At 70.8% G+C, this 26,225-nt stretch carries 26 protein-coding genes; 12 read left to right on the top strand and 14 right to left on the bottom strand.

Features of this window, described 5'->3' with window-relative positions:
* Positions 1-249: 249 nt before the first annotated feature.
* From ACW9TB_RS22715 to ACW9TB_RS22700, 4 genes are all read right to left on the bottom strand, one after another.
* Positions 250-1,197, bottom strand: coding sequence for an amino acid ABC transporter permease (locus ACW9TB_RS22715; protein WP_472750050.1), 948 nt, complete (start codon positions 1,195-1,197; stop codon positions 250-252).
* A complete protein-coding gene (locus ACW9TB_RS22710) occupies positions 1,194-1,862 on the bottom strand; it encodes an amino acid ABC transporter permease (RefSeq protein WP_472750049.1) in 669 nt (222 codons plus the stop codon). Before ACW9TB_RS22710 ends, ACW9TB_RS22715 begins: the two co-directional genes overlap by 4 nt.
* 60 nt (positions 1,863-1,922) lie before the next feature.
* On the bottom strand, positions 1,923-2,720 hold the full coding sequence (locus ACW9TB_RS22705; protein WP_472750048.1) for a glutamate ABC transporter substrate-binding protein: 798 nt from the start codon (positions 2,718-2,720) through the stop codon (positions 1,923-1,925).
* Positions 2,721-2,792: 72 nt separating this feature from the next.
* Positions 2,793-3,548, bottom strand: a complete 756-nt coding sequence (locus tag ACW9TB_RS22700) for an amino acid ABC transporter ATP-binding protein (RefSeq protein WP_472750047.1) — start codon at positions 3,546-3,548, stop codon at positions 2,793-2,795.
* A 298-nt stretch (positions 3,549-3,846) separates the two neighbouring features.
* Between ACW9TB_RS22700 and miaB the strand changes: the two genes are divergently transcribed.
* From miaB to ACW9TB_RS22680, 4 genes are all read left to right on the top strand, one after another.
* Positions 3,847-5,340: a tRNA (N6-isopentenyl adenosine(37)-C2)-methylthiotransferase MiaB gene (gene miaB, locus ACW9TB_RS22695; RefSeq protein ID WP_472750046.1), complete on the top strand. Its 1,494-nt coding sequence runs from the start codon at positions 3,847-3,849 to the stop codon at positions 5,338-5,340.
* A 432-nt stretch (positions 5,341-5,772) separates the two neighbouring features.
* Positions 5,773-6,309 (top strand): hypothetical protein, encoded by a 537-nt coding sequence (locus ACW9TB_RS22690; protein WP_472750045.1) that lies wholly within the window; start codon positions 5,773-5,775, stop codon positions 6,307-6,309.
* A gap of 291 nt (positions 6,310-6,600) precedes the next feature.
* On the top strand, positions 6,601-7,269 hold the full coding sequence (locus ACW9TB_RS22685) for a class III extradiol dioxygenase subunit B-like domain-containing protein (RefSeq protein ID WP_472750044.1): 669 nt from the start codon (positions 6,601-6,603) through the stop codon (positions 7,267-7,269).
* Positions 7,270-7,365: 96 nt separating this feature from the next.
* Complete coding sequence (locus ACW9TB_RS22680; protein WP_472750043.1) at positions 7,366-7,893, top strand: methylated-DNA--[protein]-cysteine S-methyltransferase; 528 nt, start codon at positions 7,366-7,368, stop codon at positions 7,891-7,893.
* Between the two features lie 29 nt (positions 7,894-7,922).
* Here the strand turns inward: ACW9TB_RS22680 and ACW9TB_RS22675 are convergent, their stop codons facing one another.
* Positions 7,923-8,231, bottom strand: coding sequence for an antitoxin (locus tag ACW9TB_RS22675; protein ID WP_472750042.1), 309 nt, complete (start codon positions 8,229-8,231; stop codon positions 7,923-7,925).
* Between the two features lie 73 nt (positions 8,232-8,304).
* Here ACW9TB_RS22675 and miaA point away from each other — a divergent pair, with 73 nt between their 5' ends.
* The 4 genes from miaA to ACW9TB_RS22655 all read left to right on the top strand — a co-directional run bounded on the left by miaA (position 8,305) and on the right by ACW9TB_RS22655 (position 13,949).
* Positions 8,305-9,210, top strand: coding sequence for a tRNA (adenosine(37)-N6)-dimethylallyltransferase MiaA (gene miaA, locus ACW9TB_RS22670; RefSeq protein WP_472750041.1), 906 nt, complete (start codon positions 8,305-8,307; stop codon positions 9,208-9,210).
* Positions 9,211-9,303: 93 nt separating this feature from the next.
* Positions 9,304-10,110 (top strand): diaminopimelate epimerase, encoded by an 807-nt coding sequence (dapF, locus tag ACW9TB_RS22665; RefSeq protein WP_472750040.1) that lies wholly within the window; start codon positions 9,304-9,306, stop codon positions 10,108-10,110.
* 595 nt (positions 10,111-10,705) lie between these two features.
* Positions 10,706-12,982, top strand: coding sequence for a tetratricopeptide repeat protein (locus ACW9TB_RS22660; RefSeq protein ID WP_472750039.1), 2,277 nt, complete (start codon positions 10,706-10,708; stop codon positions 12,980-12,982).
* 208 nt (positions 12,983-13,190) lie between these two features.
* Positions 13,191-13,949: an SDR family NAD(P)-dependent oxidoreductase gene (locus ACW9TB_RS22655; RefSeq protein ID WP_472750038.1), complete on the top strand. Its 759-nt coding sequence runs from the start codon at positions 13,191-13,193 to the stop codon at positions 13,947-13,949.
* Between the two features lie 91 nt (positions 13,950-14,040).
* Here the strand turns inward: ACW9TB_RS22655 and ACW9TB_RS22650 are convergent, their stop codons facing one another.
* On the bottom strand, positions 14,041-14,508 hold the full coding sequence (locus ACW9TB_RS22650; RefSeq protein ID WP_472750037.1) for a peptidase inhibitor family I36 protein: 468 nt from the start codon (positions 14,506-14,508) through the stop codon (positions 14,041-14,043).
* A 316-nt stretch (positions 14,509-14,824) separates the two neighbouring features.
* On the opposite strand from ACW9TB_RS22650, the gene ACW9TB_RS22645 reads away from it, so the two are divergent.
* Positions 14,825-15,502, top strand: a complete 678-nt coding sequence (locus ACW9TB_RS22645) for an HNH endonuclease family protein (RefSeq protein ID WP_472750036.1) — start codon at positions 14,825-14,827, stop codon at positions 15,500-15,502.
* Here the strand turns inward: ACW9TB_RS22645 and ACW9TB_RS22640 are convergent, their stop codons facing one another.
* The 3 genes from ACW9TB_RS22640 to ACW9TB_RS22630 form a co-directional block, all read right to left on the bottom strand.
* Positions 15,503-15,889: a PepSY domain-containing protein gene (locus ACW9TB_RS22640; protein WP_472750035.1), complete on the bottom strand. Its 387-nt coding sequence runs from the start codon at positions 15,887-15,889 to the stop codon at positions 15,503-15,505.
* A gap of 160 nt (positions 15,890-16,049) precedes the next feature.
* The gene (locus ACW9TB_RS22635) at positions 16,050-16,535 is read right to left on the bottom strand and encodes a hypothetical protein (protein ID WP_472750034.1); all 486 of its coding nucleotides are present in this window, start codon (positions 16,533-16,535) and stop codon (positions 16,050-16,052) included.
* A 150-nt stretch (positions 16,536-16,685) separates the two neighbouring features.
* A complete protein-coding gene (locus tag ACW9TB_RS22630; RefSeq protein ID WP_472750033.1) occupies positions 16,686-17,477 on the bottom strand; it encodes an STAS domain-containing protein in 792 nt (263 codons plus the stop codon).
* A gap of 472 nt (positions 17,478-17,949) precedes the next feature.
* Between ACW9TB_RS22630 and ACW9TB_RS22625 the strand changes: the two genes are divergently transcribed.
* Positions 17,950-19,818, top strand: a complete 1,869-nt coding sequence (locus ACW9TB_RS22625; RefSeq protein ID WP_472750032.1) for a CheR family methyltransferase — start codon at positions 17,950-17,952, stop codon at positions 19,816-19,818.
* Here the strand turns inward: ACW9TB_RS22625 and ACW9TB_RS22620 are convergent.
* On the bottom strand, positions 19,815-21,080 hold the full coding sequence (locus ACW9TB_RS22620) for a HAMP domain-containing sensor histidine kinase (protein ID WP_472750031.1): 1,266 nt from the start codon (positions 21,078-21,080) through the stop codon (positions 19,815-19,817). The genes ACW9TB_RS22625 and ACW9TB_RS22620 overlap by 4 nt on opposite strands.
* Positions 21,077-21,760 carry a response regulator transcription factor gene (locus tag ACW9TB_RS22615; RefSeq protein WP_472750030.1) on the bottom strand — a complete coding sequence of 228 codons (684 nt, stop codon included), beginning with the start codon at positions 21,758-21,760 and terminating at the stop codon, positions 21,077-21,079. Before ACW9TB_RS22615 ends, ACW9TB_RS22620 begins: the two co-directional genes overlap by 4 nt.
* 93 nt (positions 21,761-21,853) lie before the next feature.
* Here ACW9TB_RS22615 and ACW9TB_RS22610 point away from each other — a divergent pair, with 93 nt between their 5' ends.
* Positions 21,854-22,351 (top strand): hypothetical protein, encoded by a 498-nt coding sequence (locus tag ACW9TB_RS22610; RefSeq protein ID WP_472750029.1) that lies wholly within the window; start codon positions 21,854-21,856, stop codon positions 22,349-22,351.
* A 171-nt stretch (positions 22,352-22,522) separates the two neighbouring features.
* Here the strand turns inward: ACW9TB_RS22610 and ACW9TB_RS22605 are convergent, their stop codons facing one another.
* Both ACW9TB_RS22605 and ACW9TB_RS22600 read right to left on the bottom strand, forming a co-directional pair.
* Positions 22,523-23,617, bottom strand: a complete 1,095-nt coding sequence (locus ACW9TB_RS22605) for a CU044_5270 family protein (protein WP_472750028.1) — start codon at positions 23,615-23,617, stop codon at positions 22,523-22,525.
* The gene (locus ACW9TB_RS22600; protein ID WP_472750027.1) at positions 23,614-24,309 is read right to left on the bottom strand and encodes an RNA polymerase sigma factor; all 696 of its coding nucleotides are present in this window, start codon (positions 24,307-24,309) and stop codon (positions 23,614-23,616) included. Before ACW9TB_RS22600 ends, ACW9TB_RS22605 begins: the two co-directional genes overlap by 4 nt.
* Positions 24,310-24,448: 139 nt before the next feature.
* Here ACW9TB_RS22600 and ACW9TB_RS22595 point away from each other — a divergent pair, with 139 nt between their 5' ends.
* On the top strand, positions 24,449-25,378 hold the full coding sequence (locus tag ACW9TB_RS22595; protein WP_472750026.1) for an SPFH domain-containing protein: 930 nt from the start codon (positions 24,449-24,451) through the stop codon (positions 25,376-25,378).
* 59 nt (positions 25,379-25,437) lie between these two features.
* Here ACW9TB_RS22595 and ACW9TB_RS22590 read toward each other — a convergent pair whose 3' ends face one another.
* Complete coding sequence (locus ACW9TB_RS22590; protein ID WP_472750025.1) at positions 25,438-26,208, bottom strand: IclR family transcriptional regulator; 771 nt, start codon at positions 26,206-26,208, stop codon at positions 25,438-25,440.
* Positions 26,209-26,225: the final 17 nt, after the last annotated feature.

Genomic DNA, 26,225 nt, shown 5'->3' with positions numbered 1-26,225 from the left:
CGTCACGCGGAGACCCGTCACGCGGAGACCCGTCACGCGGAGACCCGTCACGCGGAGACCCGTCACGCGGAGACCCGTCACGCGGAGACCCATCACGCGGAGACCCATCACGTGGAAGCCCGCCGCACGGAGACCCGTCGCACGGAGACCCGTCGCACGGAGACCCGTCGCACGGAGGCCCGTCACGCGGAAGGGCGGTCACCGGGTCCGGTGACCGCCCTTCGAGCGCCGTGTCTCCACGGTGTGCTTCTACGGAACGGGGGTGGGGGTCCCGAGGCCCCCCTCGACCGCGGTCGGCGAGTCAGGCCGGGCGATCGGCTTCGCCGAGGTCTTCCTGCTGCGGCGGCTCCGCCTCTCCAGCCAGGTGGCGACGGCGCCCACCATCACGTTGATGATGATGTAGATGATCGCGATGACGATCACAGCGGGAATGATGTTGTTGAAGTTGGAGGGCAGCACGCGCGCCCCCGCGTTCAGCAGGTCCTCGAACGACACGATGAAGCCCAGGGCGGTGTCCTTCAGGAGCACCACCAGCTGCGCGACGATCGCCGGCATCATGACCGTGACCGCCTGCGGCAGCAGGATCATCCGCATCACCTGCCCCGGACGCAGGCCGACCGCGAGCGCGGCCTCACTCTGCCCCCGCGGGATGGACAGGATGCCCGCCCGTACGATCTCCGCGAGCACGGAGCCGTTGTACAGGACCAGGCCGATCACCACCGCCCAGAACGGCGTCACGGTGAGCCCGAAGACCGCGCTCCCGCCGAACATCACCGCGAAGATCATGATCAGCAGCGGGATCGCCCTGAAGAACTCGACGACCGTACCCGCGGAACGGCGGATCCAGGCGTTCGCCGAGAGCCGGCCGATACCGAAGACGAACCCGAACGGCACCGCGATCACGGCCGCGACCGCGGCCGCGCTGAGCGTGTTCACCAGGCCGGGCAGGATCAGGTTGACCCACACGTCGCCGCGCAGGAACGGCGTCCACAACTCGGCGTTGAGCTGGTTCTTCTCGCCGAGCTTGGTGACCAGCACGTACAGCACGAACAGTACGGCGAGGACGACCAGCACGGTGAGCACGTTGTTGCGTATCCGGGCCTTGGGGCCGGGAATGTCATACAGGACGCTGACCTGTTCGGAGCTCTCGGCGCGTCGCTTGCGCGCCGTGGGCCGCTCGGTGGTCGCCGCGGTCATCGGACCACCGCCAGGCGCTTGGCGAGCCAGCCGAACAGCAGTCCGGTCGGCAGGGTAAGGATCAAAAAGCCCAGCGCGAACCCGGCGAAGATCTGGATGACCGCGTCGCCGTGCGCCTCGAACAGCGTCTTCATGGTCAGGGACGCCTCACCCACCCCGATGGCCGCGGCGATCGTGGTGTTCTTGATCAGCGCGATCAGGATGCTGCCCAGCGGGGCGATCACCGCGCGGAACGCCTGGGGCAGCACGATCAGCCTCAGGTTCTGGCCGAACGTGAGCCCGATGGCGCGGGCCGCCTCCGCCTGGCCGACCGGAACCGTGTTGATCCCGGCCCGGATCGCCTCGCAGACGAACGCCGCCGTGTAGGCGGACAGGCCGATGATGGAGAGCCACAGGTAGTTGGTGGACAGGCTCTCGGAGAACGAGACGTCCAGAACCAGGCCGAGGCCCAGCCCGCAGAACACGATCACCAGGGTCAGCGGGGTGTTGCGCAGGGTGTTCACGTACGTCGTGCCGATCCCGCGCAGGATCGGCAGCGGGCTGACCCGCATGCCCGCGAGGATCGTCCCGAGCACGAGCGCCACCAAGCCGCTGGCGAGGGTGAGTCGTATCGTCAGCCAGAAAGCGTCCCGGATCATCGGGAACTCATCGAAGAGTGCCTGCACTCATCCCTCCAGTGGTCACAGGGCCGGGGCGTCCGTACGCCCCGGCCGAGGTGTGACCGGTCAGTAGCGCTCGACAGTCGGCGGGGTGGTGAAGAACTTCCCGAACTCGCCGAAGTTGGCGTCGATGGCCTTCTTCCAGCTGCCGTCCGTGAACATCTTCTCGACGGCGGCGTTGACCTTGTCGCGGGTCGCCTTGTCCTCAAGCTTCAGGCCGATGCCGTACTTCTCCTCGGAGAAGGGCTGGCCGACGAGGCGGAACTTGCCGGGGGACTGGGTGGCGAAGCCGGCCAGGATCGTCGCGTCCGTGGAGATCGCGTCGACCTGCTTGTTCTCCAGCAGCGGCAGGCAGGCGCCGTAGCCCTGCTGCTCGGTGAGGAAGCCGCTCTTCCACTCGTCGCCGAACTTCTCGACCAGACGGGCGGGGGAGGAGGAACCCTGGGCGCCGCAGACCTTCTTGGTCTTGAGGTCCTCGACGCTGTTGATCGTGGTGTCGTCCGCGCGGGTCAGGATGTCCTGGCCGGTGACCAGGTACGGACCGGCGAAGGAGACCTTCTTCTTGCGGTCGTCGGTGATCGAGTAGGTCGCGATCACCGCGTTGACCTGGCCCTGCTGGATGAAAGATTCGCGGTTGGCCGAGATGGCCTCCTTGAACTCAATCTTGTCGTCCGTGTAGCCGAGCTCCTTGGCGACATACCTGGCCACGTCGACGTCGAAACCCTTGAAGGAGCCGTCGGGCTGCTTCTGGCCGAGACCCGGCTGGTCGACCTTGATTCCCACGACGAACTTGTCGCTCCCGCTGCCGCCGCCGTCACCACAGGCGGTCAGACCGGCCATCGCCGCCGCGGCTGCGATGACCACGGCTCCAATACGACGTACACGCATTCTTGCTACCTCGTCTTTCATCAGGGACATCAGGGATGAGCAGAGCCGTCAGTGAGTGAGGATCTTGGAAAGAAAATCCTTGGCCCGGTCGGTCTTGGCGTTGGTGAAGAACTCCTCGGGGGTGTTCTCCTCCACGATCTGGCCCTCCGCCATGAACACCACGCGGTTCGCCGCGCGGCGGGCGAAGCCCATCTCGTGGGTGACGACCATCATCGTCATGCCCTCCAGGGCGAGGCCGATCATGACGTCGAGCACCTCCTGGACCATCTCCGGGTCGAGTGCCGAGGTCGGCTCGTCGAACAGGATCATCTTGGGGTCCATCGCCAGGGCGCGGGCGATCGCCACACGCTGCTGCTGGCCTCCCGAGAGCTGCGCGGGGTACTTCGACGCCTGGGCGCCGATGCCGACCCGCTCCAGCAGCTCCATGCCCCGCCGCTCCGCGTCGCCCTTCGCGATGCCGCGGACCTTGATCGGCCCGAGGGTGACGTTCTCAAGGATCGTCTTGTGGGCGAAGAGGTTGAAGGACTGGAACACCATCCCGACCTCGGACCTGAGCTTGGCCAGGGTCTTGCCCTCCACCGCGAGCGGCTGCCCGTTGAAGGTGATGGTCCCCTCGTCGATCGCCTCCAGCCGGTTGATCGTCCGGCAGAGGGTCGACTTGCCGCCGCCCGACGGGCCGATGACGACGAGAACCTCACCGCGGGAGATCGTCAGGTTGATGTCCCGAAGGACGTGCAGGCTGCCGAAGTGCTTGTTGACGCCTTCAAGCACGACCAGAGGAGTCTTGTCCCCGTTCTCCGTCATGGGGGACAACGTAATTCTGTAAAGGGCACCTCATGCTAACCCTGCGGTACCGATCGGATCACGGCCTGCTCACGGCTTGATCATCGAACCCTGCCCAGGGTAGCCGGGTCGAGAGTGGGTTTGAAGGGTTCTGTCAATTCCACTCTTAGCCGGTCGGTCGAGTCCTGATTCTCGCATGCGGCTTCGGAACCTCGGCCCGGCGAAGCGATTGACTCCGGGTGACCGTTCGATCACCCACGATCCGGCGGGGTGAGGGCGTACCTGAAGGTTCGGCGGAGCGCCTACCCTATGTCTTGAGATGACTGTCACCGTGGAGAGCGCCCGCACGTACGAGGTCCGTACCTATGGGTGCCAGATGAACGTGCACGACTCCGAGCGCCTGTCGGGCCTCCTGGAGGACGCCGGATACGTCCCGGCCGCCCAGGGGGAGACGGCCGACGTGGTCGTGTTCAACACCTGTGCCGTACGGGAGAACGCCGACAACAAGCTCTACGGCAACCTCGGCCACCTGCGCCCCTCGAAGGTGGGCAACCCCGGCATGCAGATCGCCGTGGGCGGCTGCCTGGCGCAGAAGGACCAGGGGGAGATCGTCCGCAGGGCGCCCTGGGTGGACGTGGTGTTCGGCACCCACAACATCGGCTCGCTGCCGGTGCTGCTGGAGCGGGCGCGCGTCCAGCGGGAGGCCCAGGTCGAGATCAAGGAATCCCTGGAGACCTTCCCGAGCACGCTGCCGACCAAGCGCGAGTCCGCCTACGCCGCCTGGGTGTCGGTCTCCGTGGGGTGCAACAACACCTGCACGTTCTGCATCGTGCCCGCGCTGCGCGGCAAGGAGAAGGACCGCCGTCCCGGCGACGTCCTCAACGAGGTACGCACCCTGGTCGGCCAGGGCGTGCTGGAGATCACCCTCCTGGGCCAGAACGTCAACACGTACGGCGTGGAGTTCGGCGACCGGCTGGCCTTCGGCAAGCTGCTGCGGGCCTGCGGCGACATCGAGGGGCTGGAGCGGGTCCGCTTCACCAGCCCGCACCCGGCGGCGTTCACCGACGACGTCATCGCGGCCATGGCCGAGACGCCCAATGTGATGCACCAGCTCCACATGCCGCTGCAGTCGGGCTCCGACCGGATCCTCAAGGCCATGCGCCGCTCCTACCGGGCCGAGCGCTACCTGGGCATCATCGAGCGGGTCCGCGCGGCCATGCCCGACGCGGCGATCTCCACCGACATCATCGTGGGCTTCCCCGGCGAGACCGAGGAGGACTTCCAGGGCACCCTCGACGTGGTGCGCGAGTCGCGGTTCGCCAACGCCTTCACGTTCCAGTACTCCATCCGGCCGGGCACTCCCGCCGCCACCATGGACGACCAGATTCCCAAGGAGGTCGTGCAGGAGCGCTACGAGCGGCTCGTCGCCCTGCAGACCGAGATCTCCTGGGCGGAGAACAAGAGGCAGGTCGGCCGGACGCTCGACGTGCTGGTCGCCGAGGGCGAGGGCCGCAAGGACGAGGCGACCCACCGCATGTCGGGACGGGCCCCGGACAACCGCCTGGTGCACTTCACCCCCGGCGCCGAGGTCCCGCGTCCGGGCGACGTGGTGAGCGCCGAGGTCACGTACGCGGCACCGCACCACCTGGTCGCCGACGGTCCCGCGCTGAGGCTCCGCCGCACCCGCGCGGGCGACGCCTGGCAGGCCCGCCAGGACGCCCCGGCCGGAGCCGGTCCCGGGGTCATGCTCGGCATGCCCTCGATCGGCCGCCCCGCCCCGCTTCCCGCGGCCTCGGGCTGCTCCGCCTCCTGAGGTCCCGCTTTTCCGGGTGACCCGAAGGGAACGCCCCTCGCCGAGCTTCCCCGGCGCCCTTCCCGGGCTCCGGGAGGGTTCCCCGGACGCGGGGTCGTCCCGGATACCCCGCGACCGGGGTTTCCCTGGCCGTCCTCCGCCGAGGTTTTCCTCCGGACGAGATCTTCCGGGTGGCTTTTCCGGAGACGCTGCCTCCACGAGGTACGAGCCCATGATCGAATCGCCGGAATCCCCGATGGCCACGGGGATTCCGGGGTGTCACCGCTCCTGCCAGGGGCTATGCGCCCGGCGACGCCACCGGGTCCCTAACAGATGATATTTCGTGATTCGCCTGTGATTGATGTGCGAGCATTTCCCTGCTGTGGCTACTGTGGTTCCGCACCCTCGGAAGCCGTGGAGGTTTCCCCCCGAGAACCGCAGGGAGTTTTCCCCATGCACGTCCCCCCATCCCCCGGTACCCCCGGAGAGCCAGAGATCCTCGCCGGTCCCGCCGACGAGCCCAAGAAGCGTCGCAAGCCCCAGCGGAGAAGCGGCCTGGCCATAGCCGTCTTCTCCGTCCTCGCCGCCGCCCTCCTGGGCGGAGGCGCCGTCTTCGCCTTCATGAACGCCGGAGGCGACGACCCCCTGGTGCCACCGGCGCCGGACAGCGCCCAGGAGGCGTCCCAGGAGCCCGAGCCGGGCCAGAGCCCCCCGCAGGCGAAGAAGCAGAAGCCGGAGAAGGGGGCGGACGCCGCCTCCGGCGCCGATGACACGTCCACCGGAGGCGGCGATCCCGGTACGGGTACCGGCACCGGCGGGGCGGACGAGAGCGAGCCGGGCGCCGAGTCGGCGGCGGGCAGGCCCTCGGAGGACAAGCCGACGAGGCAGCGGCAGAGCAGCCCGCAGAAGCCGGAGGACATCCCGGCGGACCCCCGCAGCGACGGCCCCGCCGGGTACGTGCACCCCCAGGGGCCCATCGGCGGCTACTGACCCGAGACCGGAACGCCACACGTCTCAGGCGCGCCGGGGCACGGTGAGAGAATCACCGTGCCCCGGCGCGTTTCCGTATCCCTTACGATCGCTTTCATCCCTTACGGCTTCCCGAATCCCGCACGGCCTTCCGGATCCCACACGGCTTTCCGCATCTCTTACGACCGCCCTCATCCCGTACGGCCTCCCGCACGGCCGCCCTCCCCGTACGACCCCCCTCGATCCCGTACGGCCGTTCTCGCCGCGTGACGTCGGGGTGGTCGGCGGGGAGGGCTCCGTTAGTCTGGCGAGGTGCTTGTCGCCGCGGCCGTGTGCCCGCATCCCCCGCTGATGGTCCCCGAGCTGGCCGGGACCGCGGCCCCGGAGCTCGACGACCTCAGGACGGCCTGCGCGACCGCGATCGGGGCGTTGCGCGACGCCGGAGCCGACGAGATCGTGGTGGTGGGAGGCGCGGACCGGACCGCGACGTACGGCGCGGACGCCGCAGGGAGCCTCGGGCCCTGGGGGGTCGACGTCCGGAGCGGCGAGGGGGAGCCCGTCCTGCCGCTGTCCCTGTCGGTCGGCCGCTGGCTCCTCGGCAGGGAGCGCCTGACCGCCTCGGGGTTCCACGCGATCTCCTTCAGCGCGCCCCTGGGGGAGTGCGCGGCCCTGGGCGGGCGGCTGGCGGCCACGGCCGGTCGCGTGGCGCTGCTCGTCATGGCCGACGGCTCGGCCCGCCTCACCGAGAAATCCCCCGGATACCTGGACCCCCGCGCGAAACCGTACGACAGGGCGATCGTCGAGGCGCTCGCCCGCGCCGAGGTTCCGGCGCTCGACCCCGGCGAGGCCGCCGAGCTGTGGGTCGCGGGCCGCGCGGCCCTGCAGGTCCTCGGCGGGTGCGGAGGCGCCCTGCGCGGTGAGATCCTCTACGACGACGCGCCCTACGGCGTCGGCTACTTCGCCGCCCGCTGGACGGAGTGACCCCATTCGGGAGTGGCTACGGTGCCCGGGGCGCCGGAAAAGCCAAATAAAGCTGGATAAAGCCCAAGAAAGCCCGAGGAAGGGGACAGGAGGCCGATGGCGGGGACCGTGGCGTTCGGGAGCGTTCCGACCCGGCTGGGGGACATGGCCGTCGCCGTGACCGAGGACGGCGTGGTGAGCGTGGGCTGGAACGACCCGTCCCGGTTCAGGGCCCGCCTGCTCGAACGGCTGGGGCTGGAGGAGACGGACGATCCCGGCATGACGGCGGCCGTGCTCGGCGAGCTGGGCGACTACTACGCGGGCAGGCTGAAGGTCTTCGCGGTTCCGGTGGACTGGCGGCTGACCTCGCCGGTGCAGCGCAGGGTGCTCGGCACGCTGTACGAGACGGTCCCGTACGGCAAGGCGGTCACCTACGGGGAGCTGGCGGCCCGCAGCGGAACGGGTGTTCCGGCACGGGCCATCGGGTCGATCATGGGAGCCAACCCGATCCCCGTCATCGTGCCGTGCCACCGGGTGGTCGCGGGCAACGGGCTCGGCGGGTTCAGCGGTGGCGACGGCGTGGAGTCGAAGCGCTGGCTGCTCACCCTGGAGGGCTACCTGCAGCCGATGCTCGACTGGGACTGACCGGGACCGGAATCGGTCCCGCGGGCCGCCTACGGTCCGTAGGGCGGCGGTGTGGTGCCGGGCTGACCGCCACCGGGTGTGGTGTCGCCCCGCCCGGGAGGCGTGGCGCGGCCGGGCGCGGGTGTCGTGCCCGGCTGACCCGGCTGGGCGGTGTCCGGCTCATCGATCTTGTCGGCCATCTCCCTGGCCTTCTGCGCGGCGGTGTCGATCTGCTGGGCGTGTTTCCCGCCCAGCTTCTCCTTGGCGATCTGTTCCGCCTTGTCGATGCCCTGTTTGGCGAGTTCTTCGGTCCTGGCGCTTCCGCCCAGCATGTGCTTGACCTTGTCGAGGATCGACATGGTGAATCCCCCAATTCCGATGCGAGGACGCATCGCCTCTCATCCATACCCGGGGAGTTGGCAGACTTACCCCGTGCCTCAGCTACCCGTCATCGCCGTCGTCGGCCCGACCGCGGCCGGAAAGTCCGATCTGGCCGTGGATCTCGCCCTCGAACTGGGGGGCGAGGTGATCAACACCGACTCCATGCAGCTTTACCAAGGAATGGACATCGGGACGGCGAAACTCCCCGTGGGGGAGCGCAAAGGGGTGCCCCACCACCTGCTGGACATCTGGGACGTGACCAGGACCGCCAGCGTGGCCGAGTACCAGTCGCTGGCCCGGCCGCTCATCGACGACCTGCGGGCCAGGCGGATCGTGCCGATCCTGGTGGGCGGATCCGGGCTGTACGTGCGGGCCGCCCTGGACGACCTGGAGTTTCCCGGTACGGATCCCGAGGTCCGCGCCCGGCTGGAGGCCGAAGTCGGCCTGCGCGGCCCCGGCCCGCTGTACGAGCGGCTCCGCGAGCTCGACCCGAAGGCCGCCGAGGGCATTCTTCCCGGCAACGGGCGCAGGATCGTCCGCGCCCTGGAGGTCATCGAGATCTCCGGGCGGCCGTTCTCGGCCACGATGCCGTCGTACGACGCCGTCTACGACAGCGTCCAGCTGGGAGTGGAGGTGCCCAGGGACGTGCTGGACGCCCGGGTCGAGGCGCGGGTCGATCACATGTGGCGGGCCGGGCTGGTGGACGAGGTCGGCGAACTCGCCGCGCGCGGGCTCGCCGAAGGCCGTACGGCCAGCCGCGCCCTCGGGTACGCGCAGGTGCTGCGCTTCCTCGGCGGCGAGTGCACCGAGGAAGAGGCGAGGCAGGAGACGGTACGGGCGACGCGGAGGTTCGTCCGCCGCCAGGAGTCGTGGTTCCGCCGCGATCCCCGGGTGATCTGGCTCCCCCAGCGGGAGCCGGACCTCCTGGGCCGCGCGCTCGCCGCGATTCGCGGCTGACCGCCCCCCGGCCCGACCGGTTGGCCGTACGCGTACGACCGGCGGGGCAGGTCGGGTGGCGGGAGCGGACGCGTGCCTGGATAGGGTTGGAACATGCGATTCGCGAAGGGACACGGCACCGAGAACGACTTCGTCATCCTCCCCGATCCGGACGGTGAGCTGGAGTTGTCCGCGACGACCGTGGCGGCGGTGTGCGACCGGCGCGCGGGGATCGGCGCGGACGGCGTGCTGCGCGTGACGCGGACGAAGCTCAGCCCCGAGGTGTCCGGCCAGGCGGGCGAGGCCGAGTGGTTCATGGACTACCGCAACGCCGACGGCGGCGTCGCCGAGATGTGCGGAAACGGGGTGCGGGTCTTCGCCCGCTACCTGGTCGACGCGGGCCTCGCCGCGCCGGGGGAGTTCGGCATCGCGACCAGGGGTGGCGTCAAGCGGGTGCGGCTGGCGGAGACGGGTGACGTGACCGTCGAGATGGGCCCGCCCCGGGTCTTCGGGTCGAGCCGCACGACCGTCGCGGGCCACGAGTACGAGGGTCTCCACGTCGACATGGGCAACCCCCACCTGGCCTGCGTCATCGGCGACCCGGTGGCCCAGCTCGACCTGAGCCACCAGCCCGCGTTCGACCCCGAGGTGTTCCCCGGCGGGGTCAACATCGAGCTGCTCAATCCGGTTGGCCCGCGCCGGGTCGTCATGCGGGTCTTCGAGCGCGGCTCGGGTGAGACGAGATCCTGCGGCACCGGCGCGGTCGCCTCGGCCGTGGCCGCCGCGCGGCTGACCGGTGAGACCAGCGGCACCTGGGCGGTGGAGGTGCTCGGAGGCACGGTCACCGTCACCCTCGACGAGCGCACCAGCTACCTGGCGGGCCCCGCCGTCCTGGTCGCCTCGGGCGAGATCACGCTCTGAGCGGCACGCGCCCCGGTCGCGTCGGGTCGGCTCGGATCGCGCCCCGAGCGCGGACCCCTCGCTCCCGCGCGGTCACGTCGGATCTGCTCTGGACTCCAGCTTCCGGTTTTGGTCGGTACGCGTCCCTGGCCGTGTCGGGTCTGGGCGGTGCCGGGGACTCCAGCTTCTGGTTCTGGGCGGCCGTATGGGGTCTGCCCTGGGCGGTGTCCAAAACTGGTGCGCCTCCCCGGTCGCGCTCCGGGCGGTGCTTGGAATCCCCGGTTCCGCGTGGTCGCGCGGGGCGGGGTTACGCTCTGAGCGGCACGCGTTCCCGGTCGCGTCCGCCGTGGTCGCGTTCCGGGCGGCGCGCGGGATTCCGGCCCGCCGCGACCCTGTAGCCCCCGCGGCGTCGTGTGGGCGCGGTGTGTCCGCCGAGGTCACGCTCCGGGGCGTACGGGTGAATCTTCCGTGACCCTCGTGGTGTCGCCGCGGGCCCGGCGCCCGGCGAGATCACGCTCATCCGCACGTGCGGGGGGCCATACCGTGAGGCCTCGGGGTTGTGCGGGATCGCCAAGTCGTTTGGGGCATGCTCCCCGACCTGGCAGACTGACGTCTCATGGACGTGGACATCTGGGCCTGGGTGGGCGACACCCAGCGGCAACTGCATGAAGCAGGTAACACCGGTCTGGCTATGGCGATCGGAGACGTGCCCGCGCAGGCGCTGGAAGGCCGGTACGCGCAGCTCGACGTGCTCGCGCCCGCCATCGCGCAGCAGGCGGAGAACCTGCAGCTGCCCTGGCTGGAGTTCTACGCCCGCTACTGGCACCTGATCGGACGCGTCGGCGACCGCGCGCAGGGGACGGTCGCGATCGCCGACGCCGAGACGCTGGTGGAGTTCACCAAGCGGGAGGACGTCCGCGACTGCCCGTCCGTGCCCGGTGCCGTCGTGGCGCTGGCCATCGCGCGGGCGAACGCCGACGGTCCCGGCTACGCCGCCGAGCGGCTGGCCGCGCTCTCGGCCCTGGACGTCGAGCCCGGCTCGCTGGCCTTCGCCGCCGTCGCCGAGCACTACGTCGCGGCGCTCGTCGACGCGGGTCGTGTCGACGAGGCCGTCTCCCACGCCGAGACCGCGGTGGCTGCGCTGGGCGCCGCGGGCCGCGAGGCGAGCTGGGAGCTGGGGGCCGCCTCGGCCCGCGCGCTGCTCGCCGCCGGACGCGCCGAGGACGCGCTCACCGCGCTCGACGCCGCGACCGGTTTCAAGCCCGACGACCCGGTGGCCAAGCAGCACCGCGAAGGGGTGCTCCGCTCGCTCGTCCTCGCCACCCTCGGCCGGGTGCAGGAGTCCGTCGACGCCCTGCCCGACCTCGACGTGGTCGGCGACCACCCCCGCGTCTGGGTCGAGTGGTCGCACGCCATCCGCGCGCTCGCCGGAGCGTCGCAGATCACCAACACCTGGCAGCTGGGCCGGGTGCTCAAGCAGTGGATCGACTACTTCGCCATGATGGGCGGCTACCGCGCCCGGGTCGAGCTGGCGCTCGTCGCAGGGCACCTCGCGGTCGCCCGCCAGGGAATCTGGCAGGCGCGGCTCCTGGCCGACCTGGCGGAGTCGGCGTCCGGGGAGCTCAGAAGCCCCGACGACGTCGCCAAGCGGATCGCCGAGCTGCGCACCGCCACCGACCAGGCCACCGAGCTTCCGGCCCCGGGTCCCACGGACGAGCTGGTCGGCTACTTCGACGCCGCCGACGGCTTCAACGCCGACCCGGAGCGCTGGGTGGGCTGGCTGACCCCGCTGTCCGGCCGTGACGTGGAGGCCACCCGGCGCCACACCACCACGCTGGGCTTCCTCGGCTACCCGGCCAGGGGCGCCGACATCTACTGGACCATGCTGGTCGAGTCCGGCGACATCGAGAACGCCGACCCGCAGGACTCGTCGTACCTCAGCGGCCTGCTGATCGAGGCCCGTCAGGACGAGCGCCTGGAGCAGGTGGCCGAGCGGCTGCCCGCCGCGCAGCGCCACCTGGCCCTGGGGCGTCTGTACACCTCGCGGGAGCGCTGGGAGCAGGCGGCGGCCGAGGGCGAGGCCGCGGTCGCCGCGGGCGGCGGCATCGAGGCGGCCCGCCTGTGGTCGGCCGCGGTGCAGCAGCTCGGCGACAACGCCAAGGGCGCGGGCATCCTGCGCGATCTCCTCGACTCCGCGGAGATCGAGCAGCAGGACGTCTGGCGAATGGTCGTCATGGCGACGGCTGCGGAGGACTGGGCGACCGTCCGCCTGGGCACCGCCAAGATCGGGATGCCGCTGCAGTCGAGCGAGGGGCCGATCGAGGAGGAGATGGGCCTGGTGCGCATCATCCTTCCCGCCCCCGACGGCAGCCAGCGCCAGGTTCTGAGCGTGCGCACCGGTCCCGCGACGGCGCGCCTGGCCATCCCCCAGCCTCCCGGCATGGAGTACAACGCCGGTGACCTGGTCGTCTTCGAGCCGCAGCTGCTTGAGCCGATCCCGGAGAGCGCCGAGGAGCAGGAGGGCTTCGTCCCGCCCTTCGCCGCGGTCAGCATGCTCCGCCCGGGTGGCTACACCAGCTGGTTCTTCGACGGCGCCGCTCCCAGCCAGGCCGACTGGACGGAGTTCAACGACGTCATGGTCGAGCGCGGCTGGCCGATGTGGGTCTACAGCGACGACAACTACACCGTCACCCACCCGACCTCGGGCGAGCCGCTGGCCGGTGTGTTCGGCTGGATCGCGGTCCCGCCGGACGTCAGCCCGGTCGAGCTCGACGCGCTTCTGGACGACGCCACCGAGCGCTGGGTGCACCCGCTGGCCTGGCTCGACCTGGCCAAGGCCGTCGACGTCGAGGTGGAACGGCACGAGCGGATCACCAAGGAGTACGGCCTGTAGGAGACGGCCCGCCACGGCCGTACCCGGCGGCCCGTGGCACCGTTCCGTTCCTCGGAAGCCCTCGGAAGCCCTCGGAAGCCCTCGGAAGTCTGGGATCGCCGGTGGTCACAGGAGATCACGTCGCCCGTGAGGAGACCCCTCACGGGCGATTCTCGTCACGGTCACTAGAATCTCATTCGGCACGTTGGGCGGACGAGGGAGGACCCGGATGCTGGAACGATTCCGGTTGGACGGCAAGGTCGCGATCGTCACCGGCGCGTCCTCGGGGCTGGGGGTCGCGTTCGCGAGGGGGCTGGCCGAGGCGGGCGCGGACATCGTGATCGGCGCCCGCAGGGAGGACCGCCTCGGGGAGACCCGCGCCCTGGTCGAGGAGACCGGCAGGCGGTGCGTGGCCCTCGCCACCGACGTGACCAGGCCCGAGGACTGCCAGGCGCTGGCCGAGGCGGCGATGGCCGAGCTGGGCGCGGTGGACATTCTGATCAACAACGCGGGGGTGGGCTCGGCGGTCCCGGCGCTGAAGGAGACGCCCGAGCAGTTTCGCCAGGTCGTGGACGTCAACCTGCACGGCACCTACTGGATGGCGCAGGCCTGTGCCAGGGTCATGAGGCCCGGATCCTCGATCGTCAACGTCGGGAGCATCCTGGGCGAGACGACCGCCGGGCTGCCGCAGGCCGCCTACAGCGCCTCCAAGGCGGGGGTCGTCGGTCTCACACGCGATCTCGCCCAGCAGTGGACGGGGCGGCGTGGCATCCGGGTCAACTGCGTCGAGCCGGGCTTCTTCGCCTCGGAGATGACCGACCAGTACGCCGAGGGCTATCTGGCCTGGCACCTTGAGCACCGGGTGCTGATGAGGCGCCCCGGCGACCCGGCCGAGCTCGTCGCCGCCGCGATCTTCCTCGCCTCGGACGCCGCCTCGTACGTCACCGGTGCGGTGATCTCGGTCGACGGCGGGATCCTGATCACCTGACCCGGGCGGGCCGGTCGCGTCCGGCGCGGATGGTCGCGGAGCCCCTCTCCCCGGGGCCGGATGGGCGGCGCGGGGAGAAGGGCCGGGGACGTCAGGAGAGCCAGTCGATGGCGTCGACGCTGTCGTTGGTCTCGAACGACTCTTCCAGCGAGTGGTAGGGAGGCAACGTGCGCTCCTCGCCCGCGTAGTCGATCAGCTGGACGAAGTAGCCGGTGTTGTTGATCCACGACGAGACGTTGTTCTCGGCGGTGACGGAGCCGCCCACGCCGCCCGGCATCGGCACGTCGCCCAGATAGGTCGGGTAGCCCGCGGGGATGCTGTATCCGGGCCCGTTGAAGTCGTAGTCACGGTAGAGACAGAGGCTGTTGAAGGCGCACTCGACGCCGTCTTCGAGCTGGACCACTCGCGGCGGCAGGGCGGGGGCCCGCCGCTCGGCCGCCGGGGCGGAGGCCGCGGCGGCGGAACCGGGCCCGGAGGCCAGGAGCAGGGTGACCACGGTGGTGGCCAGTCCCGTCACGGTCCGTGCGAGGTGGGGATGACGCGATGAGATCTGCCTCACGCGAGTCCTCTCCGTAGCGAATTGCTCACCGATTGTGAGCGCTCCTGGCCATTAGAACACCATCACTTTACGTAGTCGATAGTCGCGTTACGTGAATATCTGAGGGCACCCGTTTCGGGGGAGCCGTGCCCTTCGCCTCCGGGCGGAGCGCCGGTGATTGTCTTTGCACAGGTCAGGCGAGCGATGTCGTTAAGGCATGGATTGACGGTCCGGAAATTCCCCCGTTCTCCCAAAGACTGCTTGAGGCTTTTAAGATTGAGAACGGTATCTGGGGTAATTTGCCGCTTCAGAGAGCGAACGCGTGAGAGGTGGCAGGGTGCGGACTGCGCTGGTACGAGGTGTGGCCGTCGCGACGATCGCCTTCACCGTGGCGGGCTGCGGCCCGGTTCCCGGCGGAGGCGTGGACGAGGGAACGCAGTCCTCGGGAGGCGGGAAGTCCGCGTCCGAGGCGCTCAAGGACCTGGGAAAACTCGAGGTCAAGGGGCGCGCCCCGATGACGGGGTTCGACCGCGACGAGTTCGGTCCCGCCTGGTCGGACGTCGACAGGAACGGCTGTGACACCCGCAACGACATTCTCATTCGCGACCTGAAGGAAGAGGTCTTCAAGAAGGGCGAGGACGGCTGCGTCGTGCAGTCCGGAATTCTTGAGGACCCCTACAGCGGCAAGACCATCAAGTTCGAGCGCGGGACGCGGACCAGCATGGCGGTGCAGATCGACCACGTGATCGCGCTCGCCGACGCCTGGCAGAAGGGCGCCCAGCAGTGGTCCGCGTCCAAGCGGAAAGAACTCGCCAACGACCCGCTGAACCTGCTGGCCGTGGACGGGCCGCTGAACAGCCAGAAGGGCGCCGGAGACGCGGCGACCTGGCTGCCGCCGCGCCGCGCCTACCGGTGCCCCTACGTGGAGCGTCAGATCAGTGTGAAGGTCAAGTACGGCATGTGGGTGACGTCCGGGGAGAAGGACGCCATGGAGGCCGTTCTCAAAGCCTGCTGATCAGTCGTCGTAGTCGCGCTTCAACTTGATGATCTTCCCGGTCCTCGCCGACACGTAGACGTCGTACTCCCAGGCGCCCTTGTGCAGTTCGATCTTCCAGGCGCGCTGGCCGTGCTCCCACTCGCGCTCGACCTTGCTCACGCGCGCGCCGGGGACGCGCTTCTTCGCGATCTGCACGGCCTTGCGGGAGGAGATGTACGCCGAGGTGGTGACCGGTGCGGCGGCCGTGCCGGTCGCACCGGCCGCGCTGGTCGTGCCGGTGGTGGCCGCCGTGGCGGTGACCGCCACGCTGTCCGTCTGCTGCGCGGCGAGGGCGATGCCGCCTCCGCCGATCAGGAGGGCGGCGGTCGCGAGGGATCCAACGGTAATCCTGGTAATTCGTGTCATGGGTCAAGATTTGCGGAGAATTTGCTAGGGGCACGCTAAGGGATTGTTAACCCGGGGCAAGCGCGGCTCGGGGCCGGATTCCGGCGCGTTTCCGTACGCCACTCCGGGCGGACCGCATTGGCGTCCGGCCGTCCGGGGCCGCTTTTCATGGGGTTGTTTTTCAGGCGTCATTTTTCGGTGGATCGGGACGCGCCCGCTCGGCCATGGACGCCCTGTGCTCGTCGGCGGCGGCCTGGCGGCGGTGCCTCAGCGCCTGGAGCCGGTGGGTCTCCGCGTCCCCGCTTCCCGCCGCCGCGGCCCGGTCGTGACTCGCGGCCGCGTTCCTGTGGGCCTGTGCCGCCGACCGGTATCCGGCCACCGCGCGTTCCCTGGCCCGGTCGGCCCGCAGGCGTGCCTTTCCCAGCTGGGCGTCGGCCCGGTCCGCCCGTTCGGCGTGCGACGGGAACGAGGAGGGGGAGGGTGGCGCGGTCCCGTCACGGGCGAGTTCGGACCGGCGCTCGGCGGCCTGCCCGGCCCGCTCCCCGGCCTGGGCGATGCGTTCGCGAGTGCGCTCGCCCCACTCGTCCCTTTCGCTCCGAGGCTGGGCCTGGGACGGGGGTTCGTCGCGGGCGTCCGGGCTGTCGCGGCCCTCGGGATCGCCCACCATGATGCCTGCCTCCTGGGGCCGTGGAAGCGGCCCGGCGGAAATCCGCTCCCTTCGGGAAGCGGAAAAGTCACGACACCATGCTTTCCGCCACGGGCACCGGTAATCACGGGGGCGCGTGATCATCCTCCCGGTGATCGGCCGCGGTGCGCCTCAGCCGGACCCGATCGCGAATGAGGAGGCGAGCGTGCGCGCCCGGTTCGTCTTCGCCTCGTGGAGGTGGTCGTCGCAGGCCCGCCTCACCGCGGCCCGCATCGCGATGTGGGTTTCCAGCCCGGACTGGAGGGCCGCCATCCGGTCGTGGATCTCGGCCAGCGTCGCGCAGGTCGCCTGCGTCCGGAGGTGGAGCGTCTCCAGATGTGCCGCCGCCTCCCGCCTCAGGCGCGCGGCCCTTTCCAGCGCCGGGTGTGCCGCCTCCCGCCCGGCCGGAGGCGTCGTACCCGCCGGAAGGGCCGCGGTGCCCCCGGCCGGGGCGGTGCTCTTCGCGGAGGCCGTGCTCTCCGCCGGGACGGTGCCTCGCGGGGAGGACGCTCCCGGGGCGTCCCGGTGGGTACGGCGCCTGCCGCCGATGCGGCGCAGGACCGGGGCGTGCCGCCGGGGGAGCGGCGAGGACGTGGGAAAGTCGTCCAGGCTTGAGGTGTCGACCAGGCCGGGGTGCTCGGGCTTCTGCGCTCCCCAGAGCACGGTGAACAGCCGGATCACGGTCGGGGAGGGGACGACGAACAGCTCTCCTCCGGCCGCGCGGAGGCTCTCGTGGACCCGTTCCAGCGCCCGAGCCCCGCTGACGTCGCAGAAAAGCAGCTCACCGGCGTCCATGAGGATGTGTCGTGTGCCTCCGAGTATCAGTAACTCCAGCTCCGACTCCAGCAGCCGGTAGTTGAAGGCGTCCATCTCGCCCGTCACGGCGACCAGCGCCGTGTCACCGTATTGGTGAATGACATACACCGACATATCCATAATGGCCACACCCTTCAAGGGTCTCCCGAGGCCCTACCAACAATCCTACGGTTCTCCAGTATGGATGGGTCCCAACGGGATAGGAGCTAAATGTGGCAGGTTCCAGCGGGCGTGACGCGGTGGTCGTCGCGGCTTCTGCCGGTGGCGTGGAGGCCCCGCGATCTCCCCTCGCGAAGCCTCCCGGCGACCTCGCCGCCTCCCCTCGTTGAGCCGCCCGGAGCGCGGCGGGCCCGCGTACGAGGCGAGGAGCGGATGTCACACTCGGGCCGGGGGCGTGGGGCGGGCGCCGCGGACGGCGGCCCCGCGGGGAGGGAAAACCCGTCGCGGCGCCCGCCGGAGAACGCGGAGCGGACCGGGCGGGAACCGGAGGCGACGCGAATGCTACAAAGCCGCATCGACGGCACCGAGGACAGCCTTGCCCTCACGTAGCGGTCGGTGACGGGCCTAGGCTGGCAGTGTGATGTCCGGCGACGAACGTGAATTCGACGATCTCCTGCTCATGTTGAAGGAGACGCGCGGTTTCGACTTCACGGGATATAAGCGCACCACCCTCGTACGTCGCATCAGCAGGCGCCTGGAGGCGCTCAAGCTCCGTGACCACGGTGAATACCGCGACTACCTGGAGCTGGAACCCGAGGAGTTCAACCGGCTCTTCGACAGCCTGCTGATCAACGTCACCGCCTTCTTCCGCGATCCGGCCGCCTGGCAGACGCTCCGCGAGACCGTGATCCCCAGCCTGCTGGCGAACAAGGGGCCGGGCAAGGTGATCCGGATCTGGAGCGCGGGCTGCGCGACCGGCGAGGAGGCCTACAGCCTCGCGATGGCGCTGGCCGAGGAGCTCGGCATAGACGAGTTCCGCGAGCGGGTGAAGATCTACGCCACGGACCTGGACCAGAAGGCCCTCCAGACGGCACGGGCGGCCGTCTACGGCGAACGGCAGCTCGCCGAGGTGCCGGAGGAGCTGCGCCAGAAATACTTCGAGCCGACGGAGGCGGGATTCGGGTTCCGGCGTGACCTGCGGCGCCAGCTGATCTTCGGTCGCAACGACCTCACGCGCGACGCGCCGATCTCCCGGGTCGACCTCCTGCTGGCCCGCAACACGCTGATGTACTTCAACAGCGAGACCCAGCTCAGCATCGTCCGCCGGTTCCACTTCGCGCTCTCCGACCCCGGCTACCTCTTCCTGGGCAAGGCGGAGATGCTGCTCAACCACGGCGACAGGTTCGAGCCGGTGAACCTCCGCATGAGGCTGTTCAAGAAGATCGGATCACCCCCGCAGGGCAACCGCGCCACCTGGGCGCTCGGCGCCGGCGCGTCGCAGACCCGCCCGTACGTGCGGCACACGGTGCTGCAGGCGGCGGCGCTCGCCACCGGCCCGGTCGCGCAGATCGCGCTCGACCGCTTCAGGAACCTCGCCCTGGCGAACTCGCGCGCCGAGCTGCTCTTCAACCTCAACCCCCGCGACATCGGGCGGCCGTTCCAGGATCTGGAGGTGTCCTACCGGCCGGTCGAGCTCCGCTCGGTGATCGAGCAGGTGGAGCTGGACCTGCGGGTCGCCGAGCTTCAGGACGTCACCTGGCACCGGCCGAACGCGCCCGAGCCGAGCGTCTTCGACATCGCCGTCGTCCCGCTGCTGGAACCGGGGGGTGAGCTGGTCGGCATCGGCGTCAACTTCCACGACGTGACGCGCTACCGCCAGCTCCGCGACCGGCTGGAGCAGACGAACCGGGAGCTGGAACACGCCTACGAGGAGCTCCAGTCGACCAACGAGGAGCTGGAGACCACCAACGAGGAACTTCAGTCCACGAACGAGGAGCTGGAGACCACCAACGAGGAGCTCCAGTCCACGAACGAGGAGCTGGAGACGATGAACGAGGAGCTGCAGTCGACCAACGACGAGCTCCAGCAGATCAACGACACCCTCAACTCCCGTAGCGACGAGCTCAAGCGGGCCACCGCCCTCGTCTCCTCGGTGGTACGCAGCCTCGGCGACGCCGTGGCCGTGGTCGACACGAACCTGCGGGTGATGGTCTGGAGCCCGGGAGCCGAGGAGCTGTGGGGGCTCCGCGCCGACGAGGCGATCGGCTGCCGGCTGGCCTCCCTCGACATCGGCCTCCCCGTCGGGGAGATCCTGACCAGGGCTCAGCGGATACTGGACACGAAGCCCGAGCCGGGGAACGGCCGAGGTGACGGCGTCACCCTGGACGGCGTGAACCGGAGGGGACGCCCCGCCCGGCTCAACGTCGAGCTCTCCCGCCTGCACTCCGACGACCTGTCGCCACACGGAGTGATCATGGTGATGAACCTCCTCCAGCGGGAGCTGGACTAGCCCCGGGAGGTGACGGCGGGCAGGAACACCACCACGCTCGCCCCGCCCTCGGGAGAGGTCCGCAGCGACAGCGAGCCCCCCGCGGACTCCGCCGTACGGCGGGCGATGTCGAGGCCGAGCCCGGTCGACCCGGCGCCACTCTCGCCGCGCTGCGGTGGGTCGGGCGTGGCGAAGCCGGGACCGGCGTCGGCGACGGTCAGCAGCGCGCCACCACCGGTCGCCTCCAGCCGTACGGAGAACGAGACCCCCTCCGGCGTGTGCGCGAACACGTTGCCGAGCAGGGCGTCCACGCAGGCGGCCAGGTCGTCCCCGGCGACCCCGACCGGCAGCGGGCCGGGGGCCAGACCGAGGGTGAAGTGCCGCGACTGGTCCTCGGCGAGCACCGACCAGAACGCGACCCGCGCGCCGGTCACCTCCGCCGCGTCGCACTCGGCCCGCTCGCGCCCCCGCCGCCTGGCCTCGGTGATCACCGAGGTGACGGCGCGTTCCAGGGCGTCCACCCTGGCCTCGATCCTGGCCGACTCCTCCGGGTCGGCCAGCGACTCCGCCTCCAGTCTCAGCCCGGTCAGCGGGGTGCGCAGCCGGTGGGACAGGTCGGCGGCGCTCTCCCGCTCCTCCGCGAGCAGGCCGGTGATGCGCTCGGCCAGGTGGTTGAGGGCGAGACCGACCGCGTGCACCTCCGGAGGGCCGTCGGGCACCGTCCTGGCGGACATGTCGCCCGCCGCGAGCCGGTGTGACACCCGCGCCAGCGCGGTGATCGGCTTGATCACCGCGCGGGCCAGCCGGTCGCCGACCAGCACGCCCAGCCCGACCAGGGCCAGGCCCAGCGCCGCCAGCCCGGCCCAGACCTGAGGAACGCCCCTGGTCAGACGGTCGTCGCCCAGGAACACCCGGACCACCGCCGTACCCCCTGGCGCCCCCTGGACCGCGACGAGGATCTCCCGCCCGCCGGGTGCGGCGGCGGTGACGCTGCGGCCGAGGGAGGCGAGTTCCACGGCGGTGGAGCGCGGAGCGGGAGCGCCGACCACCTCCCCGCCGGGGAGGAAGATCGTGACGGGGTGCTCGGCCTGCTCGGCGGTGAGCCGCAGGGTCTCGGTGTCCGCCGCGCCGACCACGACCGCCACCGACTCGGCCTCGCTCTCGGCCTCGCTGACCGCCCCGCTCACCGCCACCGTACGGACCAGCAGGGCCAGCGGGACCAGCAGCGCGATCAGTACGAGGGAGGTGGTCGCCGCGACCAGCAGGGTCAGCCAGCGCCTCATGCCGGGGCGGCCAGTCGCACGCCGACACCCCGGACGGTCTGCAGGTATCGAGGCTCCTGGGACGTCTCGCCCAGCTTGCGGCGGAGCCAGGAAAGGTGGACGTCCACCGTCTTGTCGGCCCCGCCGTAGGGGATCTGCCAGACGTGGGTGAGCAGCTCCCGCTTGGTGACCACCTCGCCGGGCCTGGCCGCCAGGTAGTGGAGCAGGTCGAACTCCCGGGGACTCAGATCCAGCGGCGTCCCGTCCAGGGTCGCCTCCCGGGTGCGCGGGTCGATCCGCAGGCCCCCCACGGTGACCGCGCTGTCGGCGCGGCTCTCACCCGCCACCCGCCGGAGCACCGCCCGTATCCGCGCGTCGAGCTGGGCCGCGCTGAACGGCTTGACCACGTAGTCGTCGGCGCCCGCGTCCAGCAGCCTGACCATCTCCGCGTCGCCGTCCCGCGCGGTCGCCACGATCACCGGGACCCGGCTCACCGCGCGGAGCATCCGCAGCAGGTCAAGGCCGTCCATGTCGGGCAGGCCGAGGTCGAGGACGACCAGGTCGGGGCGTTCCTCGACGGCCAGCCGCAGGCCGTCGAGAGCGGCGGGGGCGGACGACACGGCGTGGCCACGGTCGCGCAGGCCCCGGGTGAGGGAGGTGCGGATCGCGGCGTCGTCCTCGATGAGCAGCACGTTTGACATTTGCCGCCACGTTAGCCCCCTCCCGCGCCGCGTCAAAAGCGGGTTAGCCGCCCCTTAACGTTGCCTTATCGTTCCGAGTGGCACAGTGAGGGCATGCGCAAGCGTCTTCCCCTGGTCGTGGCCGGATGGCTGATCACCGGGCTCCTCGCGATCGGAGTGGGTGTGGCGGTGATCGACCGTCTCAGCGAGCCGCTGACGGACACCGGGCTCCGGCCGCTCTCCGCCGCCGAGGTCGACGAGAAGCTCGCCCTCGCCTCGTCCCTTCCCGCCGCCCCCTCGGGGGGCGCCACGGATCCCGGTGCGGCGCCCACTCCCGGGCCGACCGTCACCGTCACCACCACCGCGCCCCCCGCCGCGGATCCCGGCAGGAGCCGGGTGATCACCACGGCGGGCGGCAGGGTCATCGCCCGGTGCGAGAACGGCCTGGTCACCCTCCGGTCGTGGAGCCCGGCCCAGGGATTCCAGGCCGACGACGTCGAACGCGGACCCGCCGGCCGGGCCCGCGTCGAGTTCGAGTCCGAGGAGGACGAGGTCAAGATCGAGGTCTACTGCGCGGCCGACGGATCACCCGTCCACCGCGTCCACACCTGACCCGAACCTGATCCGGCGGGACCTGGCCGGGAGGTCGTGTGGCTGTGGGGCTCATGTGCGCACCGCGCGGCAGGGGAGTCCCAGGCTCGTCTCGCGCGAACGTCCGGCAGGTGGGACCGGAAATCCCCGGGTTCCGTGAAGCGCATCGGAGGGGACCGGAGGAGGGAACCGTCACCCGCAGCGGTCCGCGCCCTTGCCCTTGCCCTCCGCCTCGGGAGCCTCGTCGGCCACGGTGACCGAGAGCTGGGCGGTCGAGGCGACCAGGCTGCCCTTGGGAGACCTGGCGGCCTTCTCGTCGACCACGATCCCGCGCTCGCCGAGCAGCTCGTACGTCTTCGCGTCGAAGATCAGATCCGCCCTGACGCCGTCGACGCCGACCCTGCCGACGCCGATCCCCTGGCGTCCCGCCGCGTCCTCGGCCCGCTCGGTGACGTCGACCCCGGGGATGGTACCCACCGCCTTGAACAGCGCCGCCCGCTGCGCCGGGGGCATGTAGGTCTCCCTGAGCAGGTCGCCCGCCGCGCTGAAGGCCGCCGCGTCCCTGGAGTCGCTGCCCCGGTCGCCGGTGTAGAGGTGGGCGCGCATCCCCTCGGCGTCCGTGGGGAGCCTCTTGAGCGCCGCGTGGTCGGTACGCATGTACTCGGGGACCATCTGGCAGTTCACCAGGGGGAGCGTCACGACACCGGCCTGCTCGTACGCCCCCTCGGGGATCGGCCAGCCCGGATAGGCCTTGGGCTCCAGGTATTCGATCCGTACCACGCCGTCCCTCGTCCCGTCGGCGGACAGCCAGATGGCCCGCTTGCTCCGGTAGAGGTAGCGGGTCTCCTTGATGGTCTCGCCCGTCTTCGTGTCCGTCGCCAGGCCGCTGAAGGAGCCGTACATCGTCTCCGACTCGACCTTGACGAACTGGTCGTCACGCGGCGCCAGGTCCGTCCGCACGGTCGCCCGCGCCGCCCTGTCGAGCACCTCGCTCGCCGAGACGGCGGCGATCTTGGGCATCGTCACCACGACCTCCTCGACAGGGCCCGGCGAACCGCCCGGAGCCCGTACCAGGGTGATCGCGGTCGCCCCCACCGCCACCGCGAGCGCCCCGGCCAGTGCCATCGCGTACGGCCCGCGCCACCGAGGCACGCCGCGCAGCGGGTTCCGTGCCCGAGGCCGGGCGGCCGCGGCCAGCCCCCGCCGGGCCGCCTGCCTCGCCTCGCCGTCGTACGGGGGAGCCTCGGGCCGGAGGGCGGCCACCAGCTGGATCTCGTCGTCGTTCATCTGTGCGACTCCAGGGAGCGGCGGATCTTGGTCCGGGTACGGGAGAGGCGGGACCTGACGGTCCCGATCGGGATGCCGAGCGCCTGCGCGGCCTCCTCGTAGGTCAGGTCGGCCCAGGCCACCAGCAGGAGCAGGTCCCGCTCCGCGGAGCCGAGCCCGGCCAGCGCGGCGGCGAGGGCGGGCCTGAGCCGGTCGGCGGTGACGCGCTCGGCGCTGCGGTCCTCGAACTCGGCCGCGCGCTCGGGGGCCTGCCGGGCGAGCGCCCTCAGCCTGCGGGTCTCCGACCTGCGGTGGCCGGAGATCAGGTTGGAGGCGATCCCGTACAGCCAGGGTCTGGCGTCGGCGCGGCCGAGGTCGTACCGGGCCCGCTTGCGGAAGGCCACGAGGAACGTCTCCGCCGTCACGTCGTCGGCCGTGGTCACGTCGTCCAGCCGCCGCGCCACGTACCGGTGGATCTCGTCGGCGTGGCGGTCGAAGAGCCCCGCGAACCTGTCGGGGTCCGTCAGGGACTCCCCGATCAGCGCCGCGTCGGTCGCTTCGATGGCGTCGGGCACGCCGGGCACGCCGGTCGCGTCGTCGGCGGGCGGGGGCAGCGGGAAGGCCCCGGTCCGTTGGGGGAGACCCAGCGTCACCACCCGCTTCGTCCAGTCGTCATCAGGGGGAATCCTTCCGGAGCGCGTCCGCGCTCTCACCCCCTACTCCGCCGGTCATCTCCACCAGGTTCCATAGATGGACATGTCTCCATTGAGTGTCGGTCACCGGAGGCCCCGATGCCCGTGATCGGCCGCGACTAGGATCCGCCTTCACAAACGGGTGCGAAAGGGAGAGATGATGAGCGCTCAGAAGGCCGGGGGCGGCAGGCGGCTGTTGCTGAAGGGGTTCCTCCTCGCGGTCGCCCTGCTGGTGGTCTCCGGGTTCGCCCTCAGCGCGTGCTCGCGGGTGAGCACCCAGCCCGACGAGGTGGTCCTGCACTACGCGGGCGGTGTCCTGGAGGCCATCAAGTTCGAGAAGTGCATCAACCCCTCCAGCGGCGCCACGCTCCTCGGCCCCGGCGACAACGGATACTCCTACCCGTTCGGCCAGCGGACCTTCGACTTCTCCGGGGCGGACGACGCCGAGTCCAAGCCGCTGTCCGTGGTCTCCAAGGACAACGTGGAGATGACGGTGTCCGGGGTGGCGACGTTCACGCTGAACACCGACTGCAGGACGCTCCAGCAGTTCCACGAGAAGATCGGGCTGAAGTTCCGCGCCTACTACGAGGAGGGCGAGTCGTCCGACGGCTGGCGGCGGATGCTCAACATCTACATGCGCGTGCCGCTGGACCGCGCCATGGACGCCGCCTCGCAGGAGTTCGAGTGGCGGGGGCTGTTCAACGACCCGAAGGTGAAGCAGGCGTGGGAGGCACGGGTCGGCCAGCTCGCCAGGGAGTTCATCAAGGCGACGGCCGGGGGCGACTACTTCTGCAACCAGAACTACGGGGGCAGCGGGCAGTGCGGTGACATCTCCCTGACCATCCAGAAGCCCGAGCCGCCGGAGGCCCTGGTCGCCGCCCTCGCCTCGGAGCAGGCGGCCAAGGCGGAGAACATCGCGCAGACCCAGCGCAACGCCAAGGTCCGCACCGAGATCGAATCGATCAAGGACCTCGTCAAGGTCCTCGGCCCGCAGGGCGCCGTGCTCTGGCAGGCCATCCAGAAGGGGCAGGTCAGCGTGGTCCCGGTACCGCAGGGCAGCAACCTCAACATCACCCCTCCCGGCCGCTGACCCGGACGGCCGGAGGTCTCGGCGTCCCGCATGCCATTCCCGTCAGGGCGGCGGCCGGTTCACGAGGTGCCGTCCGCCCTGGCGGGCATGATCGGGCCCAGCTCGGCGCCGAAGTCGTGCGCGATCCTGCGCATGCCCTCGGCGAGGTCCCGCCGGTCGAGCGCGGTGATGCGCTCGGCCGGTCCGGACACCGACAGGGCGGCGATCGTCCGGGCCCCGTCCCGTACGCCCACCGCCAGGCAGTGCACGCCCAGCTCCTCCTCGCCCAGGTCCATCGCGTACCCGTGTTCCCGCACCCGCTCCAGCTCGGCGAGCATCCCGGGCAGGTCGGTGATCGTGTTGGCGGTCCTGCGGGGCATCCCGGTCCGCTCGACCAGCGACGCCACCTCGGTGTCCGCCCTGTCGGCCATCAGGACCTTCCCCACGGCCGTGCTGTGCGGGAGCACCCGCCTGCCGACCTCCGCGAACATCCGCAGCCGCCTCGGCGAGGGCACCTGGGCGACGTAGACCACGAAGTCACCCTCCAGCACCGCCAGGTTGGCCGTCTCACCGGACAGCTCGACCATCCTCGTCAGGTACGGCTGCGCCCACACGCCCACCATGCGCTCGGCCACCCCGCCGAGCCGCACCAGCGCGCCCCCCAGGGCGTAGCGGCGATCGGACTCCTGGCGTACGTAGCCCCGGGCGAGCAGCGTGCGCAGCAACCGGTGGATCGTCCCGTACGGCAGGCCGGTCCTGGCGGCGATCTCCGAGAGGCCCGCCTCCCCGCCCCGCTCGGCCAGCGCCTCCAGCACGTCCAGCGCCCGGTCGACCGACTGCACCGCGTTCATGCGCCCCCCTCGCCGGA

The sequence above is a fragment of the Streptosporangium sp. H13245 genome (assembly GCF_055690525.1).
This window is presented reverse-complemented; position numbering and strand designations above follow the sequence as displayed.

Bases quoted from the DNA above. Each gene is read 5' to 3' on its own strand.
- ACW9TB_RS22715 (WP_472750050.1), bottom strand. From the start codon at position 1,197: ATGACCGCGGCGACCACCGAGCGGCCCACGGCGCGCAAGCGACGCGCC.
- ACW9TB_RS22700 (WP_472750047.1), bottom strand. From the start codon at position 3,548: ATGACGGAGAACGGGGACAAGACTCCTCTGGTCGTGCTTGAAGGCGTC.
- miaB (WP_472750046.1), top strand. From the start codon at position 3,847: ATGACTGTCACCGTGGAGAGCGCCCGCACGTACGAGGTCCGTACCTAT.
- ACW9TB_RS22690 (WP_472750045.1), top strand. From the start codon at position 5,773: ATGCACGTCCCCCCATCCCCCGGTACCCCCGGAGAGCCAGAGATCCTC.
- ACW9TB_RS22680 (WP_472750043.1), top strand. From the start codon at position 7,366: ATGGCGGGGACCGTGGCGTTCGGGAGCGTTCCGACCCGGCTGGGGGAC.
- ACW9TB_RS22675 (WP_472750042.1), bottom strand. From the start codon at position 8,231: ATGTCGATCCTCGACAAGGTCAAGCACATGCTGGGCGGAAGCGCCAGG.
- dapF (WP_472750040.1), top strand. From the start codon at position 9,304: ATGCGATTCGCGAAGGGACACGGCACCGAGAACGACTTCGTCATCCTC.
- ACW9TB_RS22660 (WP_472750039.1), top strand. From the start codon at position 10,706: ATGGACGTGGACATCTGGGCCTGGGTGGGCGACACCCAGCGGCAACTG.
- ACW9TB_RS22655 (WP_472750038.1), top strand. From the start codon at position 13,191: ATGCTGGAACGATTCCGGTTGGACGGCAAGGTCGCGATCGTCACCGGC.
- ACW9TB_RS22640 (WP_472750035.1), bottom strand. From the start codon at position 15,889: ATGACACGAATTACCAGGATTACCGTTGGATCCCTCGCGACCGCCGCC.
- ACW9TB_RS22635 (WP_472750034.1), bottom strand. From the start codon at position 16,535: ATGGTGGGCGATCCCGAGGGCCGCGACAGCCCGGACGCCCGCGACGAA.
- ACW9TB_RS22625 (WP_472750032.1), top strand. From the start codon at position 17,950: ATGTCCGGCGACGAACGTGAATTCGACGATCTCCTGCTCATGTTGAAG.
- ACW9TB_RS22620 (WP_472750031.1), bottom strand. From the start codon at position 21,080: ATGAGGCGCTGGCTGACCCTGCTGGTCGCGGCGACCACCTCCCTCGTA.
- ACW9TB_RS22615 (WP_472750030.1), bottom strand. From the start codon at position 21,760: ATGTCAAACGTGCTGCTCATCGAGGACGACGCCGCGATCCGCACCTCC.
- ACW9TB_RS22610 (WP_472750029.1), top strand. From the start codon at position 21,854: ATGCGCAAGCGTCTTCCCCTGGTCGTGGCCGGATGGCTGATCACCGGG.
- ACW9TB_RS22605 (WP_472750028.1), bottom strand. From the start codon at position 23,617: ATGAACGACGACGAGATCCAGCTGGTGGCCGCCCTCCGGCCCGAGGCT.
- ACW9TB_RS22595 (WP_472750026.1), top strand. From the start codon at position 24,449: ATGAGCGCTCAGAAGGCCGGGGGCGGCAGGCGGCTGTTGCTGAAGGGG.
- ACW9TB_RS22590 (WP_472750025.1), bottom strand. From the start codon at position 26,208: ATGAACGCGGTGCAGTCGGTCGACCGGGCGCTGGACGTGCTGGAGGCG.